General features: G+C 52.5%; 23 protein-coding genes and 1 pseudogene. 20 read left to right on the forward strand and 4 right to left on the reverse strand.

Translation table 11 applies throughout. The annotated features are described in order from the left end of the window. Positions 1 to 60: 60 nt before the first annotated feature. Both ACEQFP_RS14500 and ACEQFP_RS14505 read right to left on the reverse strand, forming a co-directional pair. A complete protein-coding gene (locus ACEQFP_RS14500; RefSeq protein ID WP_396464352.1) occupies positions 61 to 390 on the reverse strand; it encodes a hypothetical protein in 330 nt (109 codons plus the stop codon). Next, positions 387 to 998 carry a DNA-binding protein gene (locus tag ACEQFP_RS14505; protein ID WP_336886512.1) on the reverse strand — a complete coding sequence of 204 codons (612 nt, stop codon included), beginning with the start codon at positions 996 to 998 and terminating at the stop codon, positions 387 to 389. The genes ACEQFP_RS14500 and ACEQFP_RS14505 overlap by 4 nt, the downstream gene beginning before the upstream one ends. 541 nt (positions 999 to 1,539) lie before the next feature. Between ACEQFP_RS14505 and ACEQFP_RS14510 the strand changes: the two genes are divergently transcribed. The 5 genes from ACEQFP_RS14510 to ACEQFP_RS14530 all read left to right on the forward strand — a co-directional run bounded on the left by ACEQFP_RS14510 (position 1,540) and on the right by ACEQFP_RS14530 (position 4,971). Next, entirely contained in the window at positions 1,540 to 2,157 is a 618-nt protein-coding gene (locus tag ACEQFP_RS14510) for a hypothetical protein (RefSeq protein WP_236893524.1), read from the forward strand. 127 nt (positions 2,158 to 2,284) lie between these two features. Further along, positions 2,285 to 2,911, forward strand: a complete 627-nt coding sequence (locus ACEQFP_RS14515) for a DUF2913 family protein (protein ID WP_370555263.1) — start codon at positions 2,285 to 2,287, stop codon at positions 2,909 to 2,911. Further along, on the forward strand, positions 2,908 to 3,702 hold the full coding sequence (locus ACEQFP_RS14520) for a site-specific integrase (RefSeq protein WP_236893526.1): 795 nt from the start codon (positions 2,908 to 2,910) through the stop codon (positions 3,700 to 3,702). The genes ACEQFP_RS14515 and ACEQFP_RS14520 overlap by 4 nt, the downstream gene beginning before the upstream one ends. A 208-nt stretch (positions 3,703 to 3,910) precedes the next feature. Further along, the gene (locus ACEQFP_RS14525; RefSeq protein WP_236893527.1) at positions 3,911 to 4,552 is read left to right on the forward strand and encodes a ParA family protein; all 642 of its coding nucleotides are present in this window, start codon (positions 3,911 to 3,913) and stop codon (positions 4,550 to 4,552) included. 95 nt (positions 4,553 to 4,647) lie between these two features. Continuing rightward, the gene (locus tag ACEQFP_RS14530) at positions 4,648 to 4,971 is read left to right on the forward strand and encodes a molecular chaperone GroEL (RefSeq protein WP_236893528.1); all 324 of its coding nucleotides are present in this window, start codon (positions 4,648 to 4,650) and stop codon (positions 4,969 to 4,971) included. 223 nt (positions 4,972 to 5,194) lie between these two features. On the opposite strand, the gene umuC is transcribed toward ACEQFP_RS14530, so the two are convergent. Together umuC and umuD are read right to left on the reverse strand one after the other, a co-directional pair. Then, complete coding sequence (gene umuC / locus ACEQFP_RS14535) at positions 5,195 to 6,466, reverse strand: translesion error-prone DNA polymerase V subunit UmuC (RefSeq protein WP_236893529.1); 1,272 nt, start codon at positions 6,464 to 6,466, stop codon at positions 5,195 to 5,197. Further along, a complete protein-coding gene (gene umuD, locus ACEQFP_RS14540) occupies positions 6,466 to 6,900 on the reverse strand; it encodes a translesion error-prone DNA polymerase V autoproteolytic subunit (RefSeq protein ID WP_370546749.1) in 435 nt (144 codons plus the stop codon). The genes umuC and umuD overlap by 1 nt, the downstream gene beginning before the upstream one ends. Before the next feature lie 290 nt (positions 6,901 to 7,190). On the opposite strand from umuD, the gene ACEQFP_RS14545 reads away from it, so the two are divergent. The 15 genes and pseudogenes from ACEQFP_RS14545 to ACEQFP_RS14615 all read left to right on the forward strand — a co-directional run bounded on the left by ACEQFP_RS14545 (position 7,191) and on the right by ACEQFP_RS14615 (position 19,526). Continuing rightward, positions 7,191 to 8,147, forward strand: a complete 957-nt coding sequence (locus ACEQFP_RS14545) for a plasmid segregation protein ParM (protein ID WP_109609982.1) — start codon at positions 7,191 to 7,193, stop codon at positions 8,145 to 8,147. A 4-nt stretch (positions 8,148 to 8,151) separates the two neighbouring features. After that, a complete protein-coding gene (locus tag ACEQFP_RS14550; RefSeq protein WP_109609983.1) occupies positions 8,152 to 8,532 on the forward strand; it encodes a plasmid partitioning/stability family protein in 381 nt (126 codons plus the stop codon). Beyond that, positions 8,525 to 8,866 (forward strand): hypothetical protein, encoded by a 342-nt coding sequence (locus tag ACEQFP_RS14555; RefSeq protein WP_109609985.1) that lies wholly within the window; start codon positions 8,525 to 8,527, stop codon positions 8,864 to 8,866. The genes ACEQFP_RS14550 and ACEQFP_RS14555 overlap by 8 nt, the downstream gene beginning before the upstream one ends. A 264-nt stretch (positions 8,867 to 9,130) precedes the next feature. Then, the gene (locus ACEQFP_RS14560) at positions 9,131 to 9,901 is read left to right on the forward strand and encodes an N-6 DNA methylase (protein WP_236893530.1); all 771 of its coding nucleotides are present in this window, start codon (positions 9,131 to 9,133) and stop codon (positions 9,899 to 9,901) included. Between the two features lie 565 nt (positions 9,902 to 10,466). Continuing rightward, positions 10,467 to 11,378 (forward strand): DUF1281 domain-containing protein, encoded by a 912-nt coding sequence (locus ACEQFP_RS14565; protein WP_236893531.1) that lies wholly within the window; start codon positions 10,467 to 10,469, stop codon positions 11,376 to 11,378. Positions 11,379 to 12,219: 841 nt separating this feature from the next. Continuing rightward, positions 12,220 to 13,524, forward strand: coding sequence for a DGQHR domain-containing protein (locus ACEQFP_RS14570; RefSeq protein WP_109610007.1), 1,305 nt, complete (start codon positions 12,220 to 12,222; stop codon positions 13,522 to 13,524). Between the two features lie 50 nt (positions 13,525 to 13,574). After that, entirely contained in the window at positions 13,575 to 14,285 is a 711-nt protein-coding gene (locus ACEQFP_RS14575; protein WP_272906425.1) for a plasmid SOS inhibition protein A, read from the forward strand. A gap of 169 nt (positions 14,286 to 14,454) precedes the next feature. After that, positions 14,455 to 14,604, forward strand: a pseudogene (locus ACEQFP_RS14580) (DUF5431 family protein); the annotation flags it as partial. Further along, on the forward strand, positions 14,549 to 14,671 hold the full coding sequence (locus ACEQFP_RS14585; RefSeq protein WP_227016285.1) for a type I toxin-antitoxin system Hok family toxin: 123 nt from the start codon (positions 14,549 to 14,551) through the stop codon (positions 14,669 to 14,671). The pseudogene ACEQFP_RS14580 and the gene ACEQFP_RS14585, both read left to right, overlap by 56 nt. Positions 14,672 to 15,169: 498 nt before the next feature. Then, positions 15,170 to 15,673: an antirestriction protein gene (locus ACEQFP_RS14590; protein ID WP_236893536.1), complete on the forward strand. Its 504-nt coding sequence runs from the start codon at positions 15,170 to 15,172 to the stop codon at positions 15,671 to 15,673. A 53-nt stretch (positions 15,674 to 15,726) separates the two neighbouring features. Beyond that, positions 15,727 to 16,023: a hypothetical protein gene (locus ACEQFP_RS14595; protein ID WP_109610017.1), complete on the forward strand. Its 297-nt coding sequence runs from the start codon at positions 15,727 to 15,729 to the stop codon at positions 16,021 to 16,023. 85 nt (positions 16,024 to 16,108) lie between these two features. Next, on the forward strand, positions 16,109 to 16,309 hold the full coding sequence (locus ACEQFP_RS14600; RefSeq protein WP_236893537.1) for a hypothetical protein: 201 nt from the start codon (positions 16,109 to 16,111) through the stop codon (positions 16,307 to 16,309). A gap of 929 nt (positions 16,310 to 17,238) precedes the next feature. Continuing rightward, entirely contained in the window at positions 17,239 to 17,679 is a 441-nt protein-coding gene (locus tag ACEQFP_RS14605) for a DUF1419 domain-containing protein (RefSeq protein ID WP_236893538.1), read from the forward strand. Between the two features lie 92 nt (positions 17,680 to 17,771). Continuing rightward, positions 17,772 to 18,038: a hypothetical protein gene (locus ACEQFP_RS14610; protein ID WP_236893539.1), complete on the forward strand. Its 267-nt coding sequence runs from the start codon at positions 17,772 to 17,774 to the stop codon at positions 18,036 to 18,038. A 654-nt stretch (positions 18,039 to 18,692) separates the two neighbouring features. Next, positions 18,693 to 19,526, forward strand: coding sequence for a DUF932 domain-containing protein (locus ACEQFP_RS14615; RefSeq protein WP_236893540.1), 834 nt, complete (start codon positions 18,693 to 18,695; stop codon positions 19,524 to 19,526). The last annotated feature ends 106 nt before the right edge of the window (positions 19,527 to 19,632 follow it).

A 19,632-nucleotide genomic window follows, 5' to 3' on the forward strand; every position in this document is an offset into this window, starting at 1 on the left:
TTGAATGGGTTCATGTGCAGCTCCATCAGCAAAAGGGGATGATAAGTTTATCACCACCGACTATTTGCAACAGTGCCCATCAAACTGATCCAGCGTCAGATCGATGTACTCGCCGTTAAGTATGATGATGACATGGCCATGAACCGTTGAGTTTTCTGCCTCACAGAAAGTCTCATTCCCGCACATAAACAGAATGACTGGCTCCCCGCTTTCTCCGCAGTCTTTAAGGTATTGCGCCAGGCAATTACTGGCCAGATCGCAGCTCCCGGCCGGGAAGTTTTTCAATTCACACCAGCGTGGTCCGCTGTTGCATTCTTCTGGCTGCTCTCGGGCTGCCTTCTCCAGTGCCTGCCGAAATGCTCTGATGCGAAACGTGGTTTCCTCTCTCATTTTTTCACCTTCCCGTCCTGGCGGGCCAGGGCCAGCAGTTCGGCCTGAAGTTTACGGCCGTCCTCCCGGGACTCCTTTAGTTCCGCTTTCGTATCCTGCAGCTGCGCCGCCAGGTGTTCGCCGGTGGCGGTCAGGCGGGCCACCTGCTCACGCAGCGGCAGCGCCTCCGCGCGCAGCTCGCGCACCTCCTGCAGCAGGCGGTCACGCTCGGTCACCACCTCGCGCAGCACCGCCAGCTCGCTTTCCAGGGCGGCCACGTTCGCCAGCGCCTCATCCCGCTCCTGGTCGGCACGGGCAATGTCGTCGTCGGCCTGCTCGCGTGCCGCCAGAGCCCCGGCTTCAGCCTGTTTCACGGCTGCCTGCCACAGCAGCCCCAGCTGGCCGGTCAGCAGCTGCGCCAGCTCTGTAGGCAGGGGCGTGGTCTGTTCAGCGGCCTGCTCGCGCTGGCGGGCGCGGAACGCGCGCATCACCGGGGAGATGTGGGACAGGGAGCCCCCGCCGAGGTGCTGACGGACTTGCTCGTTGGTCGGGTTCAGGTTGCCAGCGGCGATCAGGGCGGCGGCGGCGTCTTCAATGCGGCGGACGGTGTCCGGGGAGAGGGTGGTCATGGTCTGGCTCCGGTTTTTCAGGGAATGATATTCATCGTACTCCCAGCGTAAAAAATACACAATACACAAAATACATACAATACATATAATACAATCAATACATACTGAACATACAATACAGAACCTACATACAGTCCTTCTCTTTTCGCGGTAAGATCCGAAAAAAGGTAGTTTCGGATCTGCCGATCGTCAGCCCCCTCCCCTTACCGTATCGATACACGATGTAGTAGCTTATTCAGATGCCATAGCCACTAGATGTTGTGTTTTGACGGGGTGATCGTTAGCGAGAAAAATCGGATAAATAGACGACATTGCGCAGCTTGTGACCGTGGTATACTTCCGATTACTTCTTATAGGCAAAACTCGGATCAGGTCAGTAGGGGCATTCGGTAATTGCCTAAAGAAATAGTTTCTTTATGTTGTGATTCTTACGGTAATAATTAATTGAGAAATAGTGCAATGTGATAGCACATCATGACCTATGTCGTGATTTGACACGGAACCCTTTTACGTTATGACTACCCCGTTAATAGTTCCTATCGTGAATAACCTGTTTCAACTGCTGACCGGTTTATTATCAGCTGGCTCTGTACTTGCTGGGGTTATGCTGACGCAGCATCGGATTGATAAACGTGAGAGAGCTGCGGCGGCGAAAAAAGCTGACGAAGAGCGTCTCTTCATATCGACTGAGCTTGTCTTTGTGTTGGAGAGGTTTGTTGAAGACTGCGTAAAAATTGTCATCGATGATGGTGAAGAGAACACGGGTGGCGAGTATTACCCAACAACCAGTACGCCGGGTGGACTTAAGCTAGATGAGATCTCAGGTAACTGGCGAGTACTTTCTAGTCGGCTTATGTACCGGATACATGAGCTGCCTGTTCTGCTCAATGAGGCTGAGCGGCGTATCGTTTATACAACCGAGGTTTCAACGCCGCCTCAACATACTGAGTTTTTTCAAGAGAGACAGTATCAGTATGCCCGCTTGGGGATAAGAGCGCTGCGCCTCTCAAAATATTTACGCCGTGAAGCCAATCTTCCTCCTATTCGCCTGAATGCAACGCAATGGTCTGTACAGGCTACCTTGTTGAGGGTATTGCATCGTGAACGCAAACGCCGTGCTAAAGATGCGAGATTTGAGAGAGAACTGAGTCAATATTAACGTGAAAAATCGGTAAGGTGACAATGTCACCAAAGAACTGTTGGCGTGTTGTGCCACATCGAACGGCCTCGGGGGCGTTGCTGATCCGATGTGGCACACCATTCCACTCGATAGTTAAGGAGTGTTCGTGCAGCAAACCCTTCCTCCCCAGCCTGATGGGCTGACTCACCTGGCGTGGTGCCTGTTAGTCGCGCTGCGGCTGGCCGAACGCGATGGGCAAATCGCCACCCCCCTGCAAACTCATCTGTTCATCATGCGCTGGCTGGCGACCGCCCAGAAGCACAAGATATTTTCGAAAGCGCAGGCGCCCGACATTTTGTGGTTGCAGGCCCAGGGTAAAAAATTTGGCTTCTCGGCTAAATTGCGCCAGAAGGTGGAGTATATCTACTGCTCGGGTGCCGGCCTGCTGGCTGAGCAAAGCGATCTGTTTCGGTTGACCTACCTCATCGAGACAATGAAAGGCATGGGCTGGCTCAACGTTTTGGTGAACGACGCTGAATGGGACAGCCTGGTGCTGGAGAATGCGAACCACGCGATCTACCTGCGTAAGTCGCAGCTGCAGGAGAGCTTTGATGAGGATCAACGCCAGATTGCGCCGATGGTGCTACGGCTCTGTGGGGAGCAGGCCAGCGGTGTGCCGGCGTTGTGTAAACAGTGCCATGTTCGCATCGCCCCGCCGGTGCAGAGGGCCGGATTTTTGGAGATCACGTTGTTGCCGGCGGTCAGTTCATGCCAAGAGGCGGCGACGGCATGAGTGGCGATCACTATCCGCAACGCTACAGCGCAGTGCCCTTGATTGCGTCGCCTACCCTACCCGTCGCTATCGACTACCCGGCAGCCCTGGCATTGCGCCAGTTGGCTCTGACTCACGATGACTATCCGAAATACCTGCTGGCCGTGGAGATCAGCGCCCTGCTGCATTATATCCCTGATCTGTACCAGAAAACCCTCATTGCCACACTGTGGAATACCGGCGCGCGGATCAATGAAGTGTTAGCGTTGTGCCGGCGCGACTTTTCGTTTTCGGGGCCATATCCGTATGTCTCGCTGGCCACGCTCAAACAACGCCAGGAGAAAGCCCTACGCGGTCCCGGCGCGCCAGCCCGAAATAGCGTGACGAATCGGCTGGTTCCGCTGTCCGATCCGCACTATATCGAACAACTGCAAACGATGATTGCGACACTGCGTATACCGATGGAGCGCAAAGAGCGCCGCACGGGAAGGATAGCGCCGGCCAGGATTTGGGAGGTGACCGATCGCACAGTGCGTACCTGGCTGAATGAGGCGGTTGCCCGGGCGGCTGCCGATGGGGTGACATTTAGCGTGCCGGTCACGCCTCACACGTTCCGGCATTCCTATGCGATGCATATGATCTACGCGGGGGTCCCTATTAAGGTTCTGCAGGGACTACTGGGGCACAAAAGTTTGAAATCGACGGAGGTCTACACGCGGATTTTTGCGCTCGATGTGGCTGCTAAACAGCGGGTGCAGTTTTCGATGTCGGAAGCTGAGGCCGTCGGGGTGCTGAAAAGTTTGAATCCTTAACTCGATTCAGAGTTATGTACTGGTTTATCAAGGTATATCCTTTGGATATCTACTAGATACCTTTAAAGTTATCTAGTAGATATCTTTTAATGCTTGACTTCTCCTTTCTATCCAGGTTAAAAATACATCCATTAAACATCCTTGGGATATCCATCGTGTGTCTAATGGGGTCTCTTTGAATATCTATTATGGATAAAAGGAATATCTTATGCCTGTTATTGCAAATGCTCATCCTAAAGGTGGAGTAGGTAAGACCACAACATCAGTTAATTTGATTGGTGAAATGGAGTCCGATGCTGTGGATCTCGATACTCATACGGGCCTTTCTATCATCCTTGGACTGCGTCCGGATGGTAAGCAGATTTCTGTTAAGGTACCTAATACAGTTGATGATTTAATTGAAATAATGACGCCATATAAGAATAGCGATAAGACGCTGTTTATAGATTGTGGTGGCTTTGACTCTGATCTTACTCGTACGGCCGTTGCATTTGCTGACTGTGTTATCGTCCCATCTAAAGACTCTCTGACCGAACGAATTGGGTTAATGCACTTTGATGGAGTTCTTGAGGAGATTAGTGTCATTATGGGTACACACATCACGGCTCATCTTTACCTGTGCAAGGTAAATCCAAATAAAAAGAACTTTCCAAAGCTGGAGGCGATCCTCCCTTCCTTCGAGCATCTGAAATTGATGAATAGCCGAATTTCAGCACGGGCTGAGTTTGAGGAGGTCATCGAGAATGGAATGGGGGTCACCGAAACACTACATGGACGCAGCACTGCAGGTGGTAAGGAGGTTATTGCCTTGGTCGAAGAGATTCAGCATATCATAGCCCAGAGCGCATGATACTTAGCGGATATCCATTGGATGTCTATAAGGTGCTTTTCGTGTATACATTAGACATTTATTGAATGTCTTACAAATATCTGATGGAAATAACTATGAGTAAGAAAAATTTTAACGAGCAAGCAGAGAAACTTAAAAGTTTAGTGGGTTCAGCTCGACTGCAAACATCCTCTTCGGCGCTTGCTTCAACGGCCGAGGCAAAAGAGCTGAATGGAGATATATCGTCAGAGGATTATACTCCAGAGGCTCGAGTAGAACCTCCTAAGACCAAAGCAAAGAACCTGAAAGCCATACCTCTGTCATATTTTACTGCTCATGCTGAGCTAAAATTATCAAGCAAAACCTCTCTGGATTTCAGTTCTTATATCATTGAGGCTATCAGGGAAAAGCTGGAGCGAGACGGTGCAATCGGGAAATAGTTAGGAATCTATACTAGGTATTCATTAGATATCCCTTGGGTATTCTTTGGATGGCTTTGTAGGTATCTATTGGGTGTTCTTTGGGTGTCTCTATTATCGGCCTGGCTTTTTTGTCTCCTACATGCAATAGATGGATGAAACATTACAGGTGTATGCATGGTACATCCTTTGGATGTCTCATACATACCTTTATGGCGCCCATTGTGTGTCCTTTGGGGATCTCTTAGATATGGGCTGTGGGGATGTCTGACCAACGGGTTGTATACGCCGGAGAGAGCATCTCCCGTTTCATTTCCCACTCAGGTGCAATACCTCTACCGGCAAACCATACTTTCCCCAGTCCAGAGTGATTGATTTCATCCAGGACTTTCATCAGCTGGCTGCTTTTGCTTCTAGGCTGACTATCATCGAACAGGTTCAGCTGCGAAACTCCAGTTGGAGTGAAATCGTTCAACATACAGCCGGCCTTTGCATAGCGATGGCCATCCACCCAGATCCTGTCTAGAGCTCTAGCGGCAGCTGCAATGATATCCCGTGTATCCTGCGTGGGGATGAGAAGTTTTTCACTGGCCAGATTACCGTAATAGGGTTCTCTCATGGCAAACGGAGATGTTTTCACAAACACTGCAATATGCCGGCAGAACAGTCTCTCTCCACGCAGTTTTTCTGCGGCTCGTTCAGCATACAGACAGACAGCCTGGCGAAGAGCTGCATAGGTTGTGACTCTTTCCCCGAAAGATCTGCTGCAGACTATCTGTTGCTTCGGAGGCGGAGCTTCCTCTAGCGAAATACAGCTTTCACCATTCAGTTCCCGAGCTGTTCTCTCCAGTACGACGCTGAAATTCTTCCGGATAAAGGCTGGATTAGTCCGAGCTAGCTGTAGTGCTGTGGTGATACCCATTGTGTTCAATTTCTTCGAGATCCTGTGGCCAACCCCCCAAATTTCCTCTACTGGCTGTAGCGATAGCAATTTTTCTGTTCGCTTTGGGTTATCTCGCGTCAGGGCAAGCACTCCACCGAACTGTGGCCACGCTTTGGAGGCCCATTGTGCTGACTTTGCCAGAGTTTTTGTGGGTCCCATCCCTACGCCAATGATCAGGCCAGTTCCGGACTTCACATGCTCGCGCAACTGGCGCCCAAAATCCTCGAATTCAACACAATTATCGATGCCCCGGATGTCCAGGAACATCTCGTCGATGCTGTACTGCTCTACGTTTGGTGCTAGCGCCTCAATATGTGCCATCACGCGGTTGGAAAGACTTGCGTATAACTCATAATTACTTGAAAAAACATGTATTTTCTTTGCGACATCTGTGCCTTTTAGTTGGAACCAGGGGATACCCATTTTTATCCCCAAGGCTTTTGCTGGCGTGTTTCGGGCAATGACACAACCATCATTATTGCTCAAAACCACAATGGGCTTGCCGCGTAGATCGGGTCTGAAAACGCTCTCGCAAGAAGCATAAAAGCTATTTACATCCGCTAGGGCAAACATCAGTAAGCATTCCTAGTTTTGTGGATAAACGCAGTTACTACACCGAATATCTGCAGCTGCTCAGGATCGGGGTACAGGGTGGGGTAAGCCGGATTCATTGCCTTGAGTCCAGGGCGGGGAGTGAGTAGCAGCCGTTTAACGGTAAATTCTCCCTCAATTTCAGCGATGACAATATCCCCGTGCCGAGGCCGCTCAGCTTTATCAACGATAAGTAGGTCACCGCTGTGAAGCCCTATATCCGTCATTGAATTACCGATCGCCCGGACGAAGTATGTCGAGCTGGGTCTCAGAATGCAGTAGTCATTCAGATCGAGCTCTGCCTCCACATAGTCCTGGGCCGGACTGGGAAAGCCGCAGGGTACTGTGTCTGCGAACAATGGTAACTGCAAAATTTCAGGATCTTGAGACGCTTTTATAAACTGGATAGATGTCATGGATCTTATTTGTAAGCTGTATAAATATACAGTTATTATTTGAAGATTTTTCGTTTTCTGCAAGTGCTCTCATCAAAGGTTTAATCAATCTGTTGTCTCCCATGAGAAAAAAATGAGCTCTGAATTTCTGGTTCATCTCTGTGTTGTTTGATTTTATGTCTCAAATTTATCTCAAATACTTCCCTTTAGTGCTTGCTAGTAGATGAGTAACGCGTATAATCTGTAAATAGTTCTCTCATTTATCTCTTAAAGTTCCATAAATGTGCTTTTATTTATCTCGGGTGACAAACATGAAAATCTTTATCGATGACGGATCAACAAATATCAAATTGCAGTGGAACGACGGTGGAAAGGTTAAGCAATCAATCAGTCCTAACAGTTTTAAACGTGAGTGGGCGGTGGCGTTTGGCGGTCAGCAGGCCTACAACTACATGCTGAATGGAGAACGATATTCATTTGATGCGATCAGCCCTGAGGCTGTGGTAACCACTAATGTGGCCTGGCAGTACAGTGATGTGAACGTGGTGGCAGTTCACCATGCTCTGTTGGGTACTGGTATTCCGCCTCAGGATGTGAGTATCGTGGTTACTCTGCCGTTGGCAGAGTACTACAACAAAAACAACCAGCCGAACGAAGGCAATATCCGCCGCAAAAAGGATAACCTGATGCGTCCCGTGGAACTCAATGGGGGCAAAACGTTTAATATTTGCAGTGTGGAGGTGATGCCTGAGTCGATTCCAGCAGGCTTTGATGTCGTGAAGGATCTCAATGAATTGGATTCACTCCTGATCATCGATTTAGGGGGAACAACTCTGGATATCTCGCAGGTTATGGGCAAGATGCGTGGGATTTCTCGAATCTTTGGTGATTCTTCCCTTGGCGTATCTCTGATGACCAGTGCTGTCAAAGATGCTCTGTCTGTGGCCAGAACGAAGGGAAGCAGTTATCTTGCTGATGACATTATCATCCATCGTCATGATGAAGACTACTTGGCATCGCGGATCAACGATACCTCTTGTGTGGCATTGGTGCGTGAGTCGATGAATGACGCACATGGTCGTCTCGTTAACCGGGTTATTGAAGCCGTCAGCCGCTTTGAGGGATACTCACACGTTATGGTCATCGGCGGTGGCGCTGAACTCATTGCTGATGCTGTCAGGGATCATTGTGCGGTCAGGAAAGAGCGTTTCTATAAAACCAACTCGTCTCAGTTCGACCTTGTTAACGGCATGTACCTAATCGGATAATCATATGGATACGCGACGCAAGATAATGTTTTACCTGAATCCCGAAACTAATGAGGCTGACCGTTTCGTCTGCCAGAAGACTGACGAAACGCCTCAGGGAGAAAGGGGACGTTTGTGGCGCGCCGCGCTACTGACCGGTTTTGCATTCGGTAAGCAGGACGCACGATTGCCTTATCTGTTTAGTGAGCTGCTAAATGATGGCACCTCTTTTGGTGATCTTCTGCAACTGTTGCGCGCGGTTTATCCTCGAGAAGTTGATGCTCTGCTACAGGGCAGGGGAGAGAATGAAATCGCCTCTGTATCCAGAACTGTAGCAACTACAACTGGAGATGAGGAAACCCGAAATAATGCTCGCCAGATGTTTGGATCTCCATCAAATGACTGATCTAAAGGAGCATGGTCGTCTTATTCGCCAGTTTCTGAAGGCTGCCCGGGAGTTGCAAGCACTGGGGCTGGTAGATGATTTGGAAAATAAAACACTGGCCAGTCTCCAGCATGAGCTGGTCAGTCGTTCCACTCCTGGCGCGGGCTATAAGCAAGAGTATCCTCGCCATGGTGCTCGCTGGGAGGAAGATGAAAAGCAGCAACTGATCATGCGGGCTACAGCTGGTAATTTCGATGTTAATGCGTTTGCTCGAGAGTACCAGCGTCGTCCGGAATCCATCATGACCTGCATGAATCGTCTGGGCCTCATCGATAAGAGTCACGATAATTCCTGAATCTAGCTGGCGGTAATACACTGCCAGCCTGTCCATTCTTACCTCTTCACATTCTGCTGTTCTCCCCTATACCGCTTAATCGTCGCACCGTGCCGGAAAAATTCAAGCCGCCGGCTGCGGCGCCCGTTCGCATTCCTTCCCTCTGGTCAGTCTTTTGCGCTGCGGCCTTGCATCCGGAGCTGGATTTTTTCCAGCTGGCACGGTGCGTCGTGTGCGGTATGGCGGGAGCACACCGCAGACCGCCGGAAAGGAAAGAACGCCAGAATGACGCAATTAACTTTGGATATGGCATTACCAGAAGCCCCCCATAGTGAACCAGTACATACCGGGCAAAATGGTTACGACCATTACCGCCGGGATTTTGTTCGCCTGTTTAGCGATATCGCACGCTACCATCACCAGCATGAAGTGTTCCGGGACTTTGTAGAGATGGCATCGATCGCTGTCCAGAATGTCTTTCTTCGCTCACCGGAGTTGGAACAAGAATATCTGACCATTGCCAAGCGTTATAAGCCAGATGATATGAAACGTATGGCACACCTGCTGGCATGCCTTACTGGCGCGTTGGAGTGTCAGCCGGGTGATTTTTTGGGGCAGATCTTTATGGAGCTGGAAATCGGCTCTGCACATATGGGCCAATTTTTCACCCCTTATCACCTGTCCCAACTGATAGCCCGTGTCACTGCTGGTAATGCGCGTGATCAGTTGAAGTGCAAACCGTTTATCACATTACATGAACCCGCTGCAGGCGCTGGCAGTGTCGTGATTGCTTTTGCAGAGGTGATGGCAGAGCAGGGCATTAATTATCAGAACCAACTCTTTGCCAGCTGCATGGATATTGACCCGGTAGCGGCGCATATGTGTTACCTACAGCTGTCCTACCTGGGTATCCCCGCAGAAGTCGTGATCGGCAATTCTCTGACCCTCGATGTACGTCGGACTTATCGGACTCCACTATGGTACGTCGGAGGTTGGCAGGAGCGGCTGGGAACGGCTGATACCATAGACTCTCTGCGCTGCTTTCTCCGGGAGTGAAGGAAGGTCGGGGCTCTTGCCCCGACTGTCCAGGTGCTTCTAGGGGGCCATGCCCTGGCACACCCGGACAGATAAGGATGCCCGCCCCGGCGGGCCCCATCATCTGACGCCCCTGGCGGCAAGTGTCCGCAGAACAATCCAGATTGAGCAGGGAATTACCGCAAGTTTTGTCCCGCGCTGATGTTAACGGGTTCTCCCGGGTCGCTCTCCTGCAGCCCGTTTCCCCCAACCGGATCCCCCCGGCGTTGAGCCGGTGTTATCCGGAGCCAAAAGGCCGCTCCCGTACCGGTCGCCTTATGTCGCCGTTCCGGCGGAGGGTCTTTGTTCCGCGATTTGTGCACGGGAGGGCTGACGCCGTGCCCAAACCTTAGCCCGGGCGGCGTGAGCAACAAGGGAAGCTACGCCGCGCTCCTCACCCGTTCACGTCAAAAATCAGCGCATTCAGCACTGATTTTCGCCTGCGCTGCGGCTTGCGGACGCGCCCTTGTTCCCCCCGCTGACCGCCCGGTCTGGTTAGTGGTCACGGCGACAGCCGTATCCACCAACCTGTATGGGAGAGAGAACGATGCCGAACTGGTGTGCCAACCGAATTAAACTCACCGTGCCTGCGTATGCGCAGGCCGAGGTCGAGGCTTGGGCGAACGGGACTATGTACCCGTATTACAAACGTGCCATTAATCAAAGTATTCGCATGTTCATCGCCGGCGTGGCCGGGCGACTGAAGCCGGGTATCGATATTCAGTATCTGCCGTATCCAGCGCTGACTGCGCATGGCAGCGACGATCCGACTGAAGCTACCCTTGCATTTAGTGGATGGGTAGCAAAGCTGGGGAGTAATGTGTGGCTGGATAAATCCTGCTGTCATGATATCGACCAGTATTATCAGGCGACGGGGCTTGCCGGTCTGAAGTGGGATGATCTGACTGCTGATGAGCAGGCGCGGGTTGAAGACGTGATGCGCAGTAAAAGCCATGACTGGAGCCATCTGTGGCAGCAAGCCAGCCGAGAAGAGTTGTTCGATATGCTTGACGCTGAACCAGAAGGTGAGCTGTGTGATTTACGCCTGATTTTTCCCACAAGGCTTGCCTGTGAACTCAACGGATTTAATGGTCGTTTGCTGGAGAGTGTACAGAGTGCTTATGACTTTTACTGCGCTAACTATGGAATTAAATGGCCTTCAGCCAGTCAGGCTGGTATTACAGGCGATAACGGCTGGCTGGAAATTGATATGGATACGCCTTGGTCTCCACCAGATGAGTCGATCATGGCGGCGCTGTCAGATAAATGGGGTTGTTCCATTGACCATTATTTCAGCGAGGCCGGCTGTGATTATTGTGGATACCGACGTTATGAAGAAGGCCGTCTGGTTGAGTGTATTGATGACAGTCTGGAGTATGACGAAGAGGATGAACACGGATGGAGCGATGTCATTGGCCCGGACTGGCTACTGGGTAATGTACCGCACTATGGTGGTTAAATAGTAACCGCTCAGGGGCGCGTCGCGAACCGTGCGCTCCTGAGCATGTTATCCACAGGCTGTCCGGTACCTTACTGACCTGCACTGTGGACAACCGGCTTCGGTGGCCGGGAAAACCCTTCTGCAGGCTGAAGCCTGCAGGGACCGAAGCCCAGCGCCTGCGGCGCTCCGGCCCGGTTCCGGATGTCCTGAAATCATGCGAGTCAGTGCAGTAAATATTCCCGGTTTCGGGGTTAAAATGGTTGGATTAAAAATATAGAAAAAGTGCAAATATTGCATTTATTCCAATTTTGTTTTTAACCGAATTTCGGGGTTTAAAAGCGGCATAATCACAGAAATTCAAACCCATCGGGGCCCCTTCGGCTCCCCGGCAAGCCGGGTCGTCGCCTGCACTTCGCGGGGTGTCCGGAGCGGCCACCACGCTGCGCGGAGCCAGGCTTTCGCCCGTCTCCGTCCTATCGGATAGCAAGCGATGCCTGCCTATCGCTTGCACCTGCCGTACCGGCAGCGCCGCTTTCACTGGCCGTCTATGACGGCCGCTAAGGAAAGCCGGTAAACCGGCTTCTTCCGGCGCCCACTTTAGCCCCGTTGTCAGCGGTGTTCACTTTTGCTGTGACTGACGCTGCCCTGTTCCGGTCCATAAACAAGGGGCCAGCTAACGCCTGATGCCTGCACCCGTTCGCACGCCTTCCCGTTGGTCAGTCGCTTGCGCTGCGGCTTTGTCATCCCCCTTGTTTCCGTCCCCGGTGGAACAGGGCGGTCATGTGTCACAGCAACGTGCTCCCCGCCTTCCGGAAACGGAGAAAGGGAGGACACCAGAAAGAAGCCGAAGGAGACCATTATGACGACTCAGATCCAAGAGCACTTTTTCCAGTTTCCCGCTATTCGCTGCCAGCAGGGCGGGCGCGCCCAGTACATGCTCTGCGCGCCGATGAACATGCTGAAACGTATTATGGCGTTTGATGATGCTGGGGATGTGATGTCCCGCTCCCAGCGTGAGGTTCACCTCGGCCGGGCTAAAAAAGTTACTCGCTACCTGACTAGTGGTTATGACAATAAGACTGACTATATGTTGCCTACGCTGGTCGGCAACATCGATGGCGTGGTTCGCTTTGAAGAGGCGGAAGGGGTAAAAGGAGGGTTGGGGACGTTATTTATTTCAATGGATGCGGATATTCGTCTGTTTGACGGCCAGACCCGTTCACGGGGGATCATTGACTATATTGCCGCGCGTAAAGACTCACCCGATACCATTACGCTGTTGCTGACGGAAGGGCTATCACTGAAGGCCCGTCAGCAGTTCTTTGCTGACATTAACAACAATGCCAGTAAACCGGCAACAGCCATCTCAATGGCGTACAACCATAAAGATCCGGTCAATGAGCTGGTCCGTCAGATAGTGGGTTCCGTACCTGCACTCAATGGCCGCGTGGATTACGAGCACAACGTGGTTCCGGCCAAAAGTGACCTGCTTATCAGCTTTAAGGCGCTGCATGACGCCACCCGCAAAATGTTTGGCCTGCGTGCCGGTGACGAGATTTCAGACGCGCTGCGGGAAGACGCCATCCGACTTTGGAAGGCGTGGGGCAGGGCGCTGCACTGGGCATGGCTTGCTGAAAATGTGGGACCGTCTCTTTACCGCACCCGGCATATCGGCACGCATGGCGTCATGGTAAATGCCATCGGGATTGCCACGGCCATGATGCTGGAGCACCACGATGCGGCAACGATCGCAAACCTGCTGAACCGTAACGAACAGGGATGCATTAACGCCCTGGCTCCCTTTGTCCATGCCGAATGGTATGGCGTGTGTGTTGATGCGGAGACGGGAACGGTGAAATGCGACACTCCGGCACAAAACCGCGCGGCGGAGAGACTGCTGACGGTATTTGGCCTGAGTCCCGAACATCCGGATGCCTGGCTTCGTCCGTGTTTTGATGAGGACGTCTCCGACGAACTGGTTTCCGACATGGTGGAAAGGGTCACTAAGGTGGCTGCCGAAAAAAAGCTGGACCTTGCCATGCTGAAGACGGCTATACCGGAACGGATTGCCGGGAACGGCGAGGCAGTGAAGCCTGTGCTGCTGAACATGCGTCGGTTACGTGCCTGGATAAGCGAGCAGTTTCCTCAGACGGACGTGGAGTAAAACCCACGCAGACCGCCCGGGAGGGCGGCTCTGTCCCGAAGCACCTTTCCCTGGTACCACTCTGGCCGGAGCGGCAGGCGGCATTGCAGGCGATTATCGACGTCGAAAATGACACGGGAAGCCGCCGCTTCAATTACTACCCCTATGCGGCCGCCTTCTTCAGGCGGCTGACAGGACGAGGGAAAGTCACCGGTAAAGCACTGAAATCCGTTGTCGGCATCATGTGGAACCCCCGCGAGAGGCTGGCTACGTTGGGAGATTACGAAATGGCATTTGATACGTTGATCCGAACCCGTGGCGAGTATTGCCCTACGCCATTGTGCAGCTCAACACGGCACTGGCTGTTCCCTGAGGTTGAATTTCAGCGGAGGGAGCGTGACCGACAGCGAGCCCGGCTGAGTGCGCATAAGTCCGGTATCAAATCCCGCCGCCAGTGGGAACGGCAGCGGGAGCAGGAGGCGATTCAATATCATCGCGTTGTGCAGCTGGCTGCCCTGGATTTGAATTTCCAGAGTCCGGATACCTTCATCCAGTGGAACAAGCGGCATCCTGACCTGAAGGAAGTTGACTGGCTAAGCATGTTTTGGCGGTGGCAGCCGCGTTTTCCTTCACTTGCTGAACTGGAATGGTTGCGTTATGGCTCAGAATCGCTTTTCACGCTGGTGCTGAATCTGGCGGCGATCGTCCGGGATACCCCCGAGGTGGTCCGGGCGCAGGAGCGGTTGTACGTGCCGAATAAACTGGGACATTCAGGTTGCTGAATTTTCGTGTATTTTAGCTGTTATTTCTGGTCAGAGTAGGAAGACTGGCGGTATAATGAGCATGGCGCTTGAGGCTTTTTGCCTCATGATGTTTCAGTAGTTTGGATGTTGTGTGGCAGAAAGAGAAAAGCCCCGAGTAATTTTTCAATTAACCCGAGGCTCAATCTGTATGACTAGACACCATCAGATTAGCCGCTTACCTGCCAAATGGCAAGGAGAAGTATGCTATGAAACTACCGCGAAACGCCCTGATCTGGTGTGTATTGATAGTGTGTCTTACTCTGTTGATATTCACTTTCCTGACACGGAAATCGCTCTGCGAAATCCGGTACCGGGATGGAAACAGGGAGGTGGCGGCTTTCATGGCCTACGAATCCGGTAAGTAGCAACCTGGAGCGGGGGGCGACCCCCGCTTTTCAGGGGAAATGATGCGGTCTGGTAAGTCCTGAAGCGCCTTTTTGAAGGGACTGTCTGAGCAATCGGGCAGTCCCTTTTACTTTTCTGCCGGCCCTAAAATTGTGGCTCCGCGCTTGCAGCTGCCGTACCGGCAGCGCCGCTTTCACTGGCCGTCACAGACGGCCGCTAAGGAAAGCCGGTAAACCGGCTTCTTCCGGCGCCCACTTTAGCCCCGTTGTCAGCGGTGTTCACTTTTGCTGTGACTGACACTGCCCTGTTCCGGTCCATAAACAAGGGGCTGGCTAACGCCTGATGCCTGCACCCGTTCGCACTCCTTCCCGTTGGTCAGTCGCTTGCGCTGCGGCTTTGTCATCCCCCTTGTTTCCGTCCCCGGTGGAACAGGGCGGTCATGTGTCACAGCAACGTGCTCCCCGCCTTCCGGAAACGGAAAAAGGGAGGACACCAGAAAGAAGCCGAAGGAGATCATTATGACCACGACAACCGCGACCATTCCGCAGACTGAGCAGGTAACACGTATTGAAATCACCCACCCACGCCAGCGCCAGGTGTTTGTGCCTCGGCTGTTTGCGACGCCGTTTGGCGAGCAACTGGTGCAGTCATTTCTGGACAGACACAGCAACTACGACGGTGGCATGTGGCAATTCTGGGAGGTGCCGCGCGGGATTAGCGGCCATGTCGGCCCACATACAGACATCATCACTACCCGCCCGACCGGGTATATGACCCCACCAGAGGGCACTTACCAGCTGAGCATTCCGGGCAATTATTTTGACGAAGAAGTCTCCGCAGACGCTGCCGGGATCATTGCCACGCTGTTCGTGCTGAATCAGCTGTGCTGGAAAACCTCAGAGATGGGACCGCAGTACGCGCAGACCTGCCAGAACCTGGTTGACCGCCAAGATGCCCTGAAAGACTACGTGAGCATTATTAATCATCCGGAACGCAGCAAAATCTTCCGCGCCATTGACTGATTCAGCCGAGACCCGGGCAAGTTGCCCGGGTCCAGTAAGGAGAACGATACGCAATGAAAAATGAGCTAGAGACAATGGTTATGTCGATCGCTGATCTTGCCATGCTGATCAGTGGAGTAGATATAGCGCAGAGAGGTGAACCGGATAATGCCGAACGATCAGCACTGGCGGCTGAAGTCCTTTGTCTGTTTGCCAAGAGAACGGGACAGCTTCATAGCGGTGATCCTGCAGAAACCATCATGGTGGATCTACTGACAGATATGATGCACCTGTGTGACAGCGTAGGGATTGCTTTTGAGCGGGTATTGGCTGTGTCCTCAATACACCATGAATCTGAGCGCGATTGTTGATCTGGCGCCCTTGCTAAAGCCCCCTCACATCGAGTGAGGGGGCTTTAGATCTCCCTTGCTGGGAAAGGAAAGTCTCGGAGCTGTTATGACTAAAAAAACGGTTGTTGATGAAGAGCTGACCGTAAGGGCAGATGTTTACCCTGAGCAGGACTGCGGTCCTGTTGATACATCCATGGGGACACTGTTAGCGGAGTTGATGGAGATTACGCACCTGTATGACAGTATTGATACTAAGGGGATAATAACAGTGGCCCCTATGTATCGCGAGAATGAATTAGATAGCTGATCCTGTGCCCCTGCTGAATCCCCTGTGCATCGAGCACAGGGGATTCAGTGCCCCGCCGGTGGTAATTCTGCACGGGCGTCGTTGTGCATTCGCTGCAAGATGACAAAAAGACTGTCGCGATGCTTCTTCTGCGGCAAGCTGGTGAGTAAGTTTTCTGTGCTTAGTGCAAGAGTGGCCAATGCAATAGCCCGCTTTACACAATTAGAATTTTCATAATCTTTATACGATCTTAGACATACCCCCAGTTCTTGCGCAGCGCGCTCGCGGCTCCATCCGAGACTTTTTCGCCATAATTTTAGATCGTAACCTGTCATAGAGTCCTCAAAAAATAAAATAAAAAAAGTGCAGAAGTTGCACTAATTCTTTCATTTTTTTCAATAGAAAGACACTAAAAAAAGTGCAATAAATGCACTTTAATAATGGGCCCCTTCGGCTCCCCGGCAAGCCGGGTCGTCGCCTGCACTTCGCGGGGTGTCCGGAGCGGCCACCACGCTTCGCGGAGCCAGGCTTTCGCCCGTCTCCGTCCTATCGGATAGCAAGCGATGCCTGACTTCCTATCGCTTGCAGCTGCCGTACCGGCAGCGCCGCTTTCACTAGCCGTCACAGACGGCCGCTAAGGAAAGCCGGTAAACCGGCTTCTTCCGGCGCCCACTTTAGCCCCGTTGTCAGCGGTGTTCACTTTTGCTGTGACTGACACTGCCCTGTTCCGGTCCATAAACAAGGGGCCGGCTAACGCCTGATGCCTGCACCCGTTCGCACTCCTTCCCGTTGGTCAGTCGCTTGCGCTGCGGCTTTGTCATCCCCCTTGTTTCCGTCCCCGGTGGAACAGGGCGGTCATGTGTCACAGCAACGTGCTCCCCGCCTTCCGGAAACGGAAAAAGGGGACACCAGAAAGAAGCCGAAAGGCACAACCAGTGAGGAAATGGGCAATGAGCGCAATGGCATTCTGGAGCAAATCTTGTGGATTCAACGGCTGGCGTAAAGCGCACTTGGTCGAGGGTGCGTGGCACACCACGGCCTGTGCCACGTCGAAGACGCTGGAGGAGCTGAATGCTCATGGCGATTACTGGGAGCTGGTGACGGAGGAGGAGGCGCAGGCCCGTTTTGCCCAGGCAAATTATCAGCCGGTGACCGAAATCAATGAAGCGCGGTTTATGGACATGCTGGAAGTGCTTCCGCCGCTCGACTGGCGCGGAACGGCTGACAGCCAGTCATTCAAGCTGAGCGAAATGTACAGCGGCAACATCACTGACATTTTTGCCCAATACGGCACGCGCTATTTCCAGATGCGCAACCACGCCACGCTCACACACAGCGAAATTATGGAAAAGGTTAAGGCGTTTATTGATGCCGAAGGGATTGCCGTTTAAGCGGCAATAAAAAAGCAGAGCGGTCGCTCTGCTTAATCACCCCGGTCTGTTCGCGCAGGCCGGAAACTACAAGTCTCAGATGGAGTTACATCATGAAAGACCGTTTCATCCTCGCATGTCAGGAATATTTTGTAAAGCGCCGCGAAGAAGCACTGGCCGCCGGTCAGCCAGTCAGCGCGCACCAGCGTTTTCGCCGTGAAACGTTACCGGAGGAAGACATCTCACGTCGTCTGAAAAGGCTGGGACGTCACATTGTGCGCAGTGAATGCCTCAACAAACCTGTCCGCGTTCCGGCGCTGAACGGGGCAGAGTGGGGGCATCTGCTCCGCTCTCTCGAGATCGTCAAAGGTCTTGTGTAATGACCACCGCCCCGTAAGGGGCGGTATTTAACCCCCGACTGGCGCTCACCGGCGTTGAGCCGCTGAACGCCAGAAGAGTCAGCCTGGTAGAATGGAGCACGTTGGGTTATCTGGCATGGTATCAAGCAGGCCAATATCAGCATGATCTATTTTTCTTCCGTCGGAGATAGTCTGGACGGGTTCCAGACATTTGACTGGTGATGATACTGCCCCACACTCTGGGGCAATATGTTTCCCGATCAGCAAATTCTTCCTGCAAGACAGCACCCCTTGGCTTGCAGCTGGCTTGCGCCAGCGCCGCCCCAACCGGGGCCGCTTTGCGTCCCCTTTACGGATACGGGCCTTGCCCGCCACTTCCTTCTGGCGTTTCCCTTTTTGTTCCCAGATTCATCGCAGTCTGCCTTTGCCGTGAAAGACACTGGCCTGGACCGTTCACCCTACAAGGGCACGGCTAAAGCCTGCTTTCCTCCCCCGTTCGCACTCCCTCCCGCTGGTCAGTCGCTTGCGCTGCGGCCTCGGACAGCTCCCTTGCAGGCCTCACTGAAGGTCCATGCCGGTCATTTCATCACGGCAACGGCCTCCAGCGATGGTGAATCATCATCAAAAGGACGACGCCAGAAGAAAGTCACTTTATAACCCATGAGGAGAATCACTATGGCTCGTTTATCATCTATTTTCCGCTCTGCTAACGTCATCCGTAAAGAACGCGCGCTGACTAACGATGAGCTCATGCGCTTCGTCCCTAGCGTCTTCTCTGAGGAAAAGCATGAATCACGCAGCGAACGCTATACCTACATCCCAACAATCACCCTGCTGGATAATCTGCGGAAAGAAGGATTTCACCCTTTCTTTGCCTGCCAGACGCGTACGCGTGATGTAGGAAAGCGTGAGCATACTAAGCATATGCTGCGTCTACGCCGTGAGGGGGAAATTTCAGGTGAGGAGGTGCCAGAAATTATTCTCCTCAATAGTCACGACGGTAGTAGCAGCTATCAGATGATCCCCGGTATGTTCCGCTTCGTTTGTATGAACGGTATGGTTTGCGGAAAAACGTTTGGTGAAATCCGCGTGCCACACAAAGGGGACGTTGTCGAGAAGGTGATAGAGGGCGCTTATGAAGTACTGGATATTTTCGATGGCGTGAAAGAGTCGCGCGGCGAGATGAAAGAAATTGGACTCAATAAGGACGAGCAGAGAATTTTTGCTGAGATCGCGCTGAACTGGAAATATGATGATAAAGGCGAAGGTAAACACATTCCGCTGACGCCTGATGATGTGTTGCAGACCCGCCGTGATGAGGATAAACATGATGACCTCTGGACAACCTATCAGCGCGTACAGGAGAACATGACAAAGGGCGGAATCTGGGGTCGGAATGCGAAAGGAAAATTCCAGCGTACGCGCCCGGTCAATGGTATTGATGGTGACGTGAAGCTAAATCGGGCGTTGTGGGAGATGGCTGAAAAAATGAAGGAACTGAAATCCTGAGAGGGAAAGGCAGGGGGAAACCTCTGCCACCTTCTCCCGCTGTCATTTTTCACCGGTATCGAACCGGCTCAAAATGAAATCCCCCGCCAGGAGAAAGAAAATCGTC

The sequence above is a fragment of the Edwardsiella sp. A.80236 genome (assembly GCF_044540725.1).
GTDB lineage: Bacteria > Pseudomonadota > Gammaproteobacteria > Enterobacterales > Enterobacteriaceae > Edwardsiella > Edwardsiella tarda.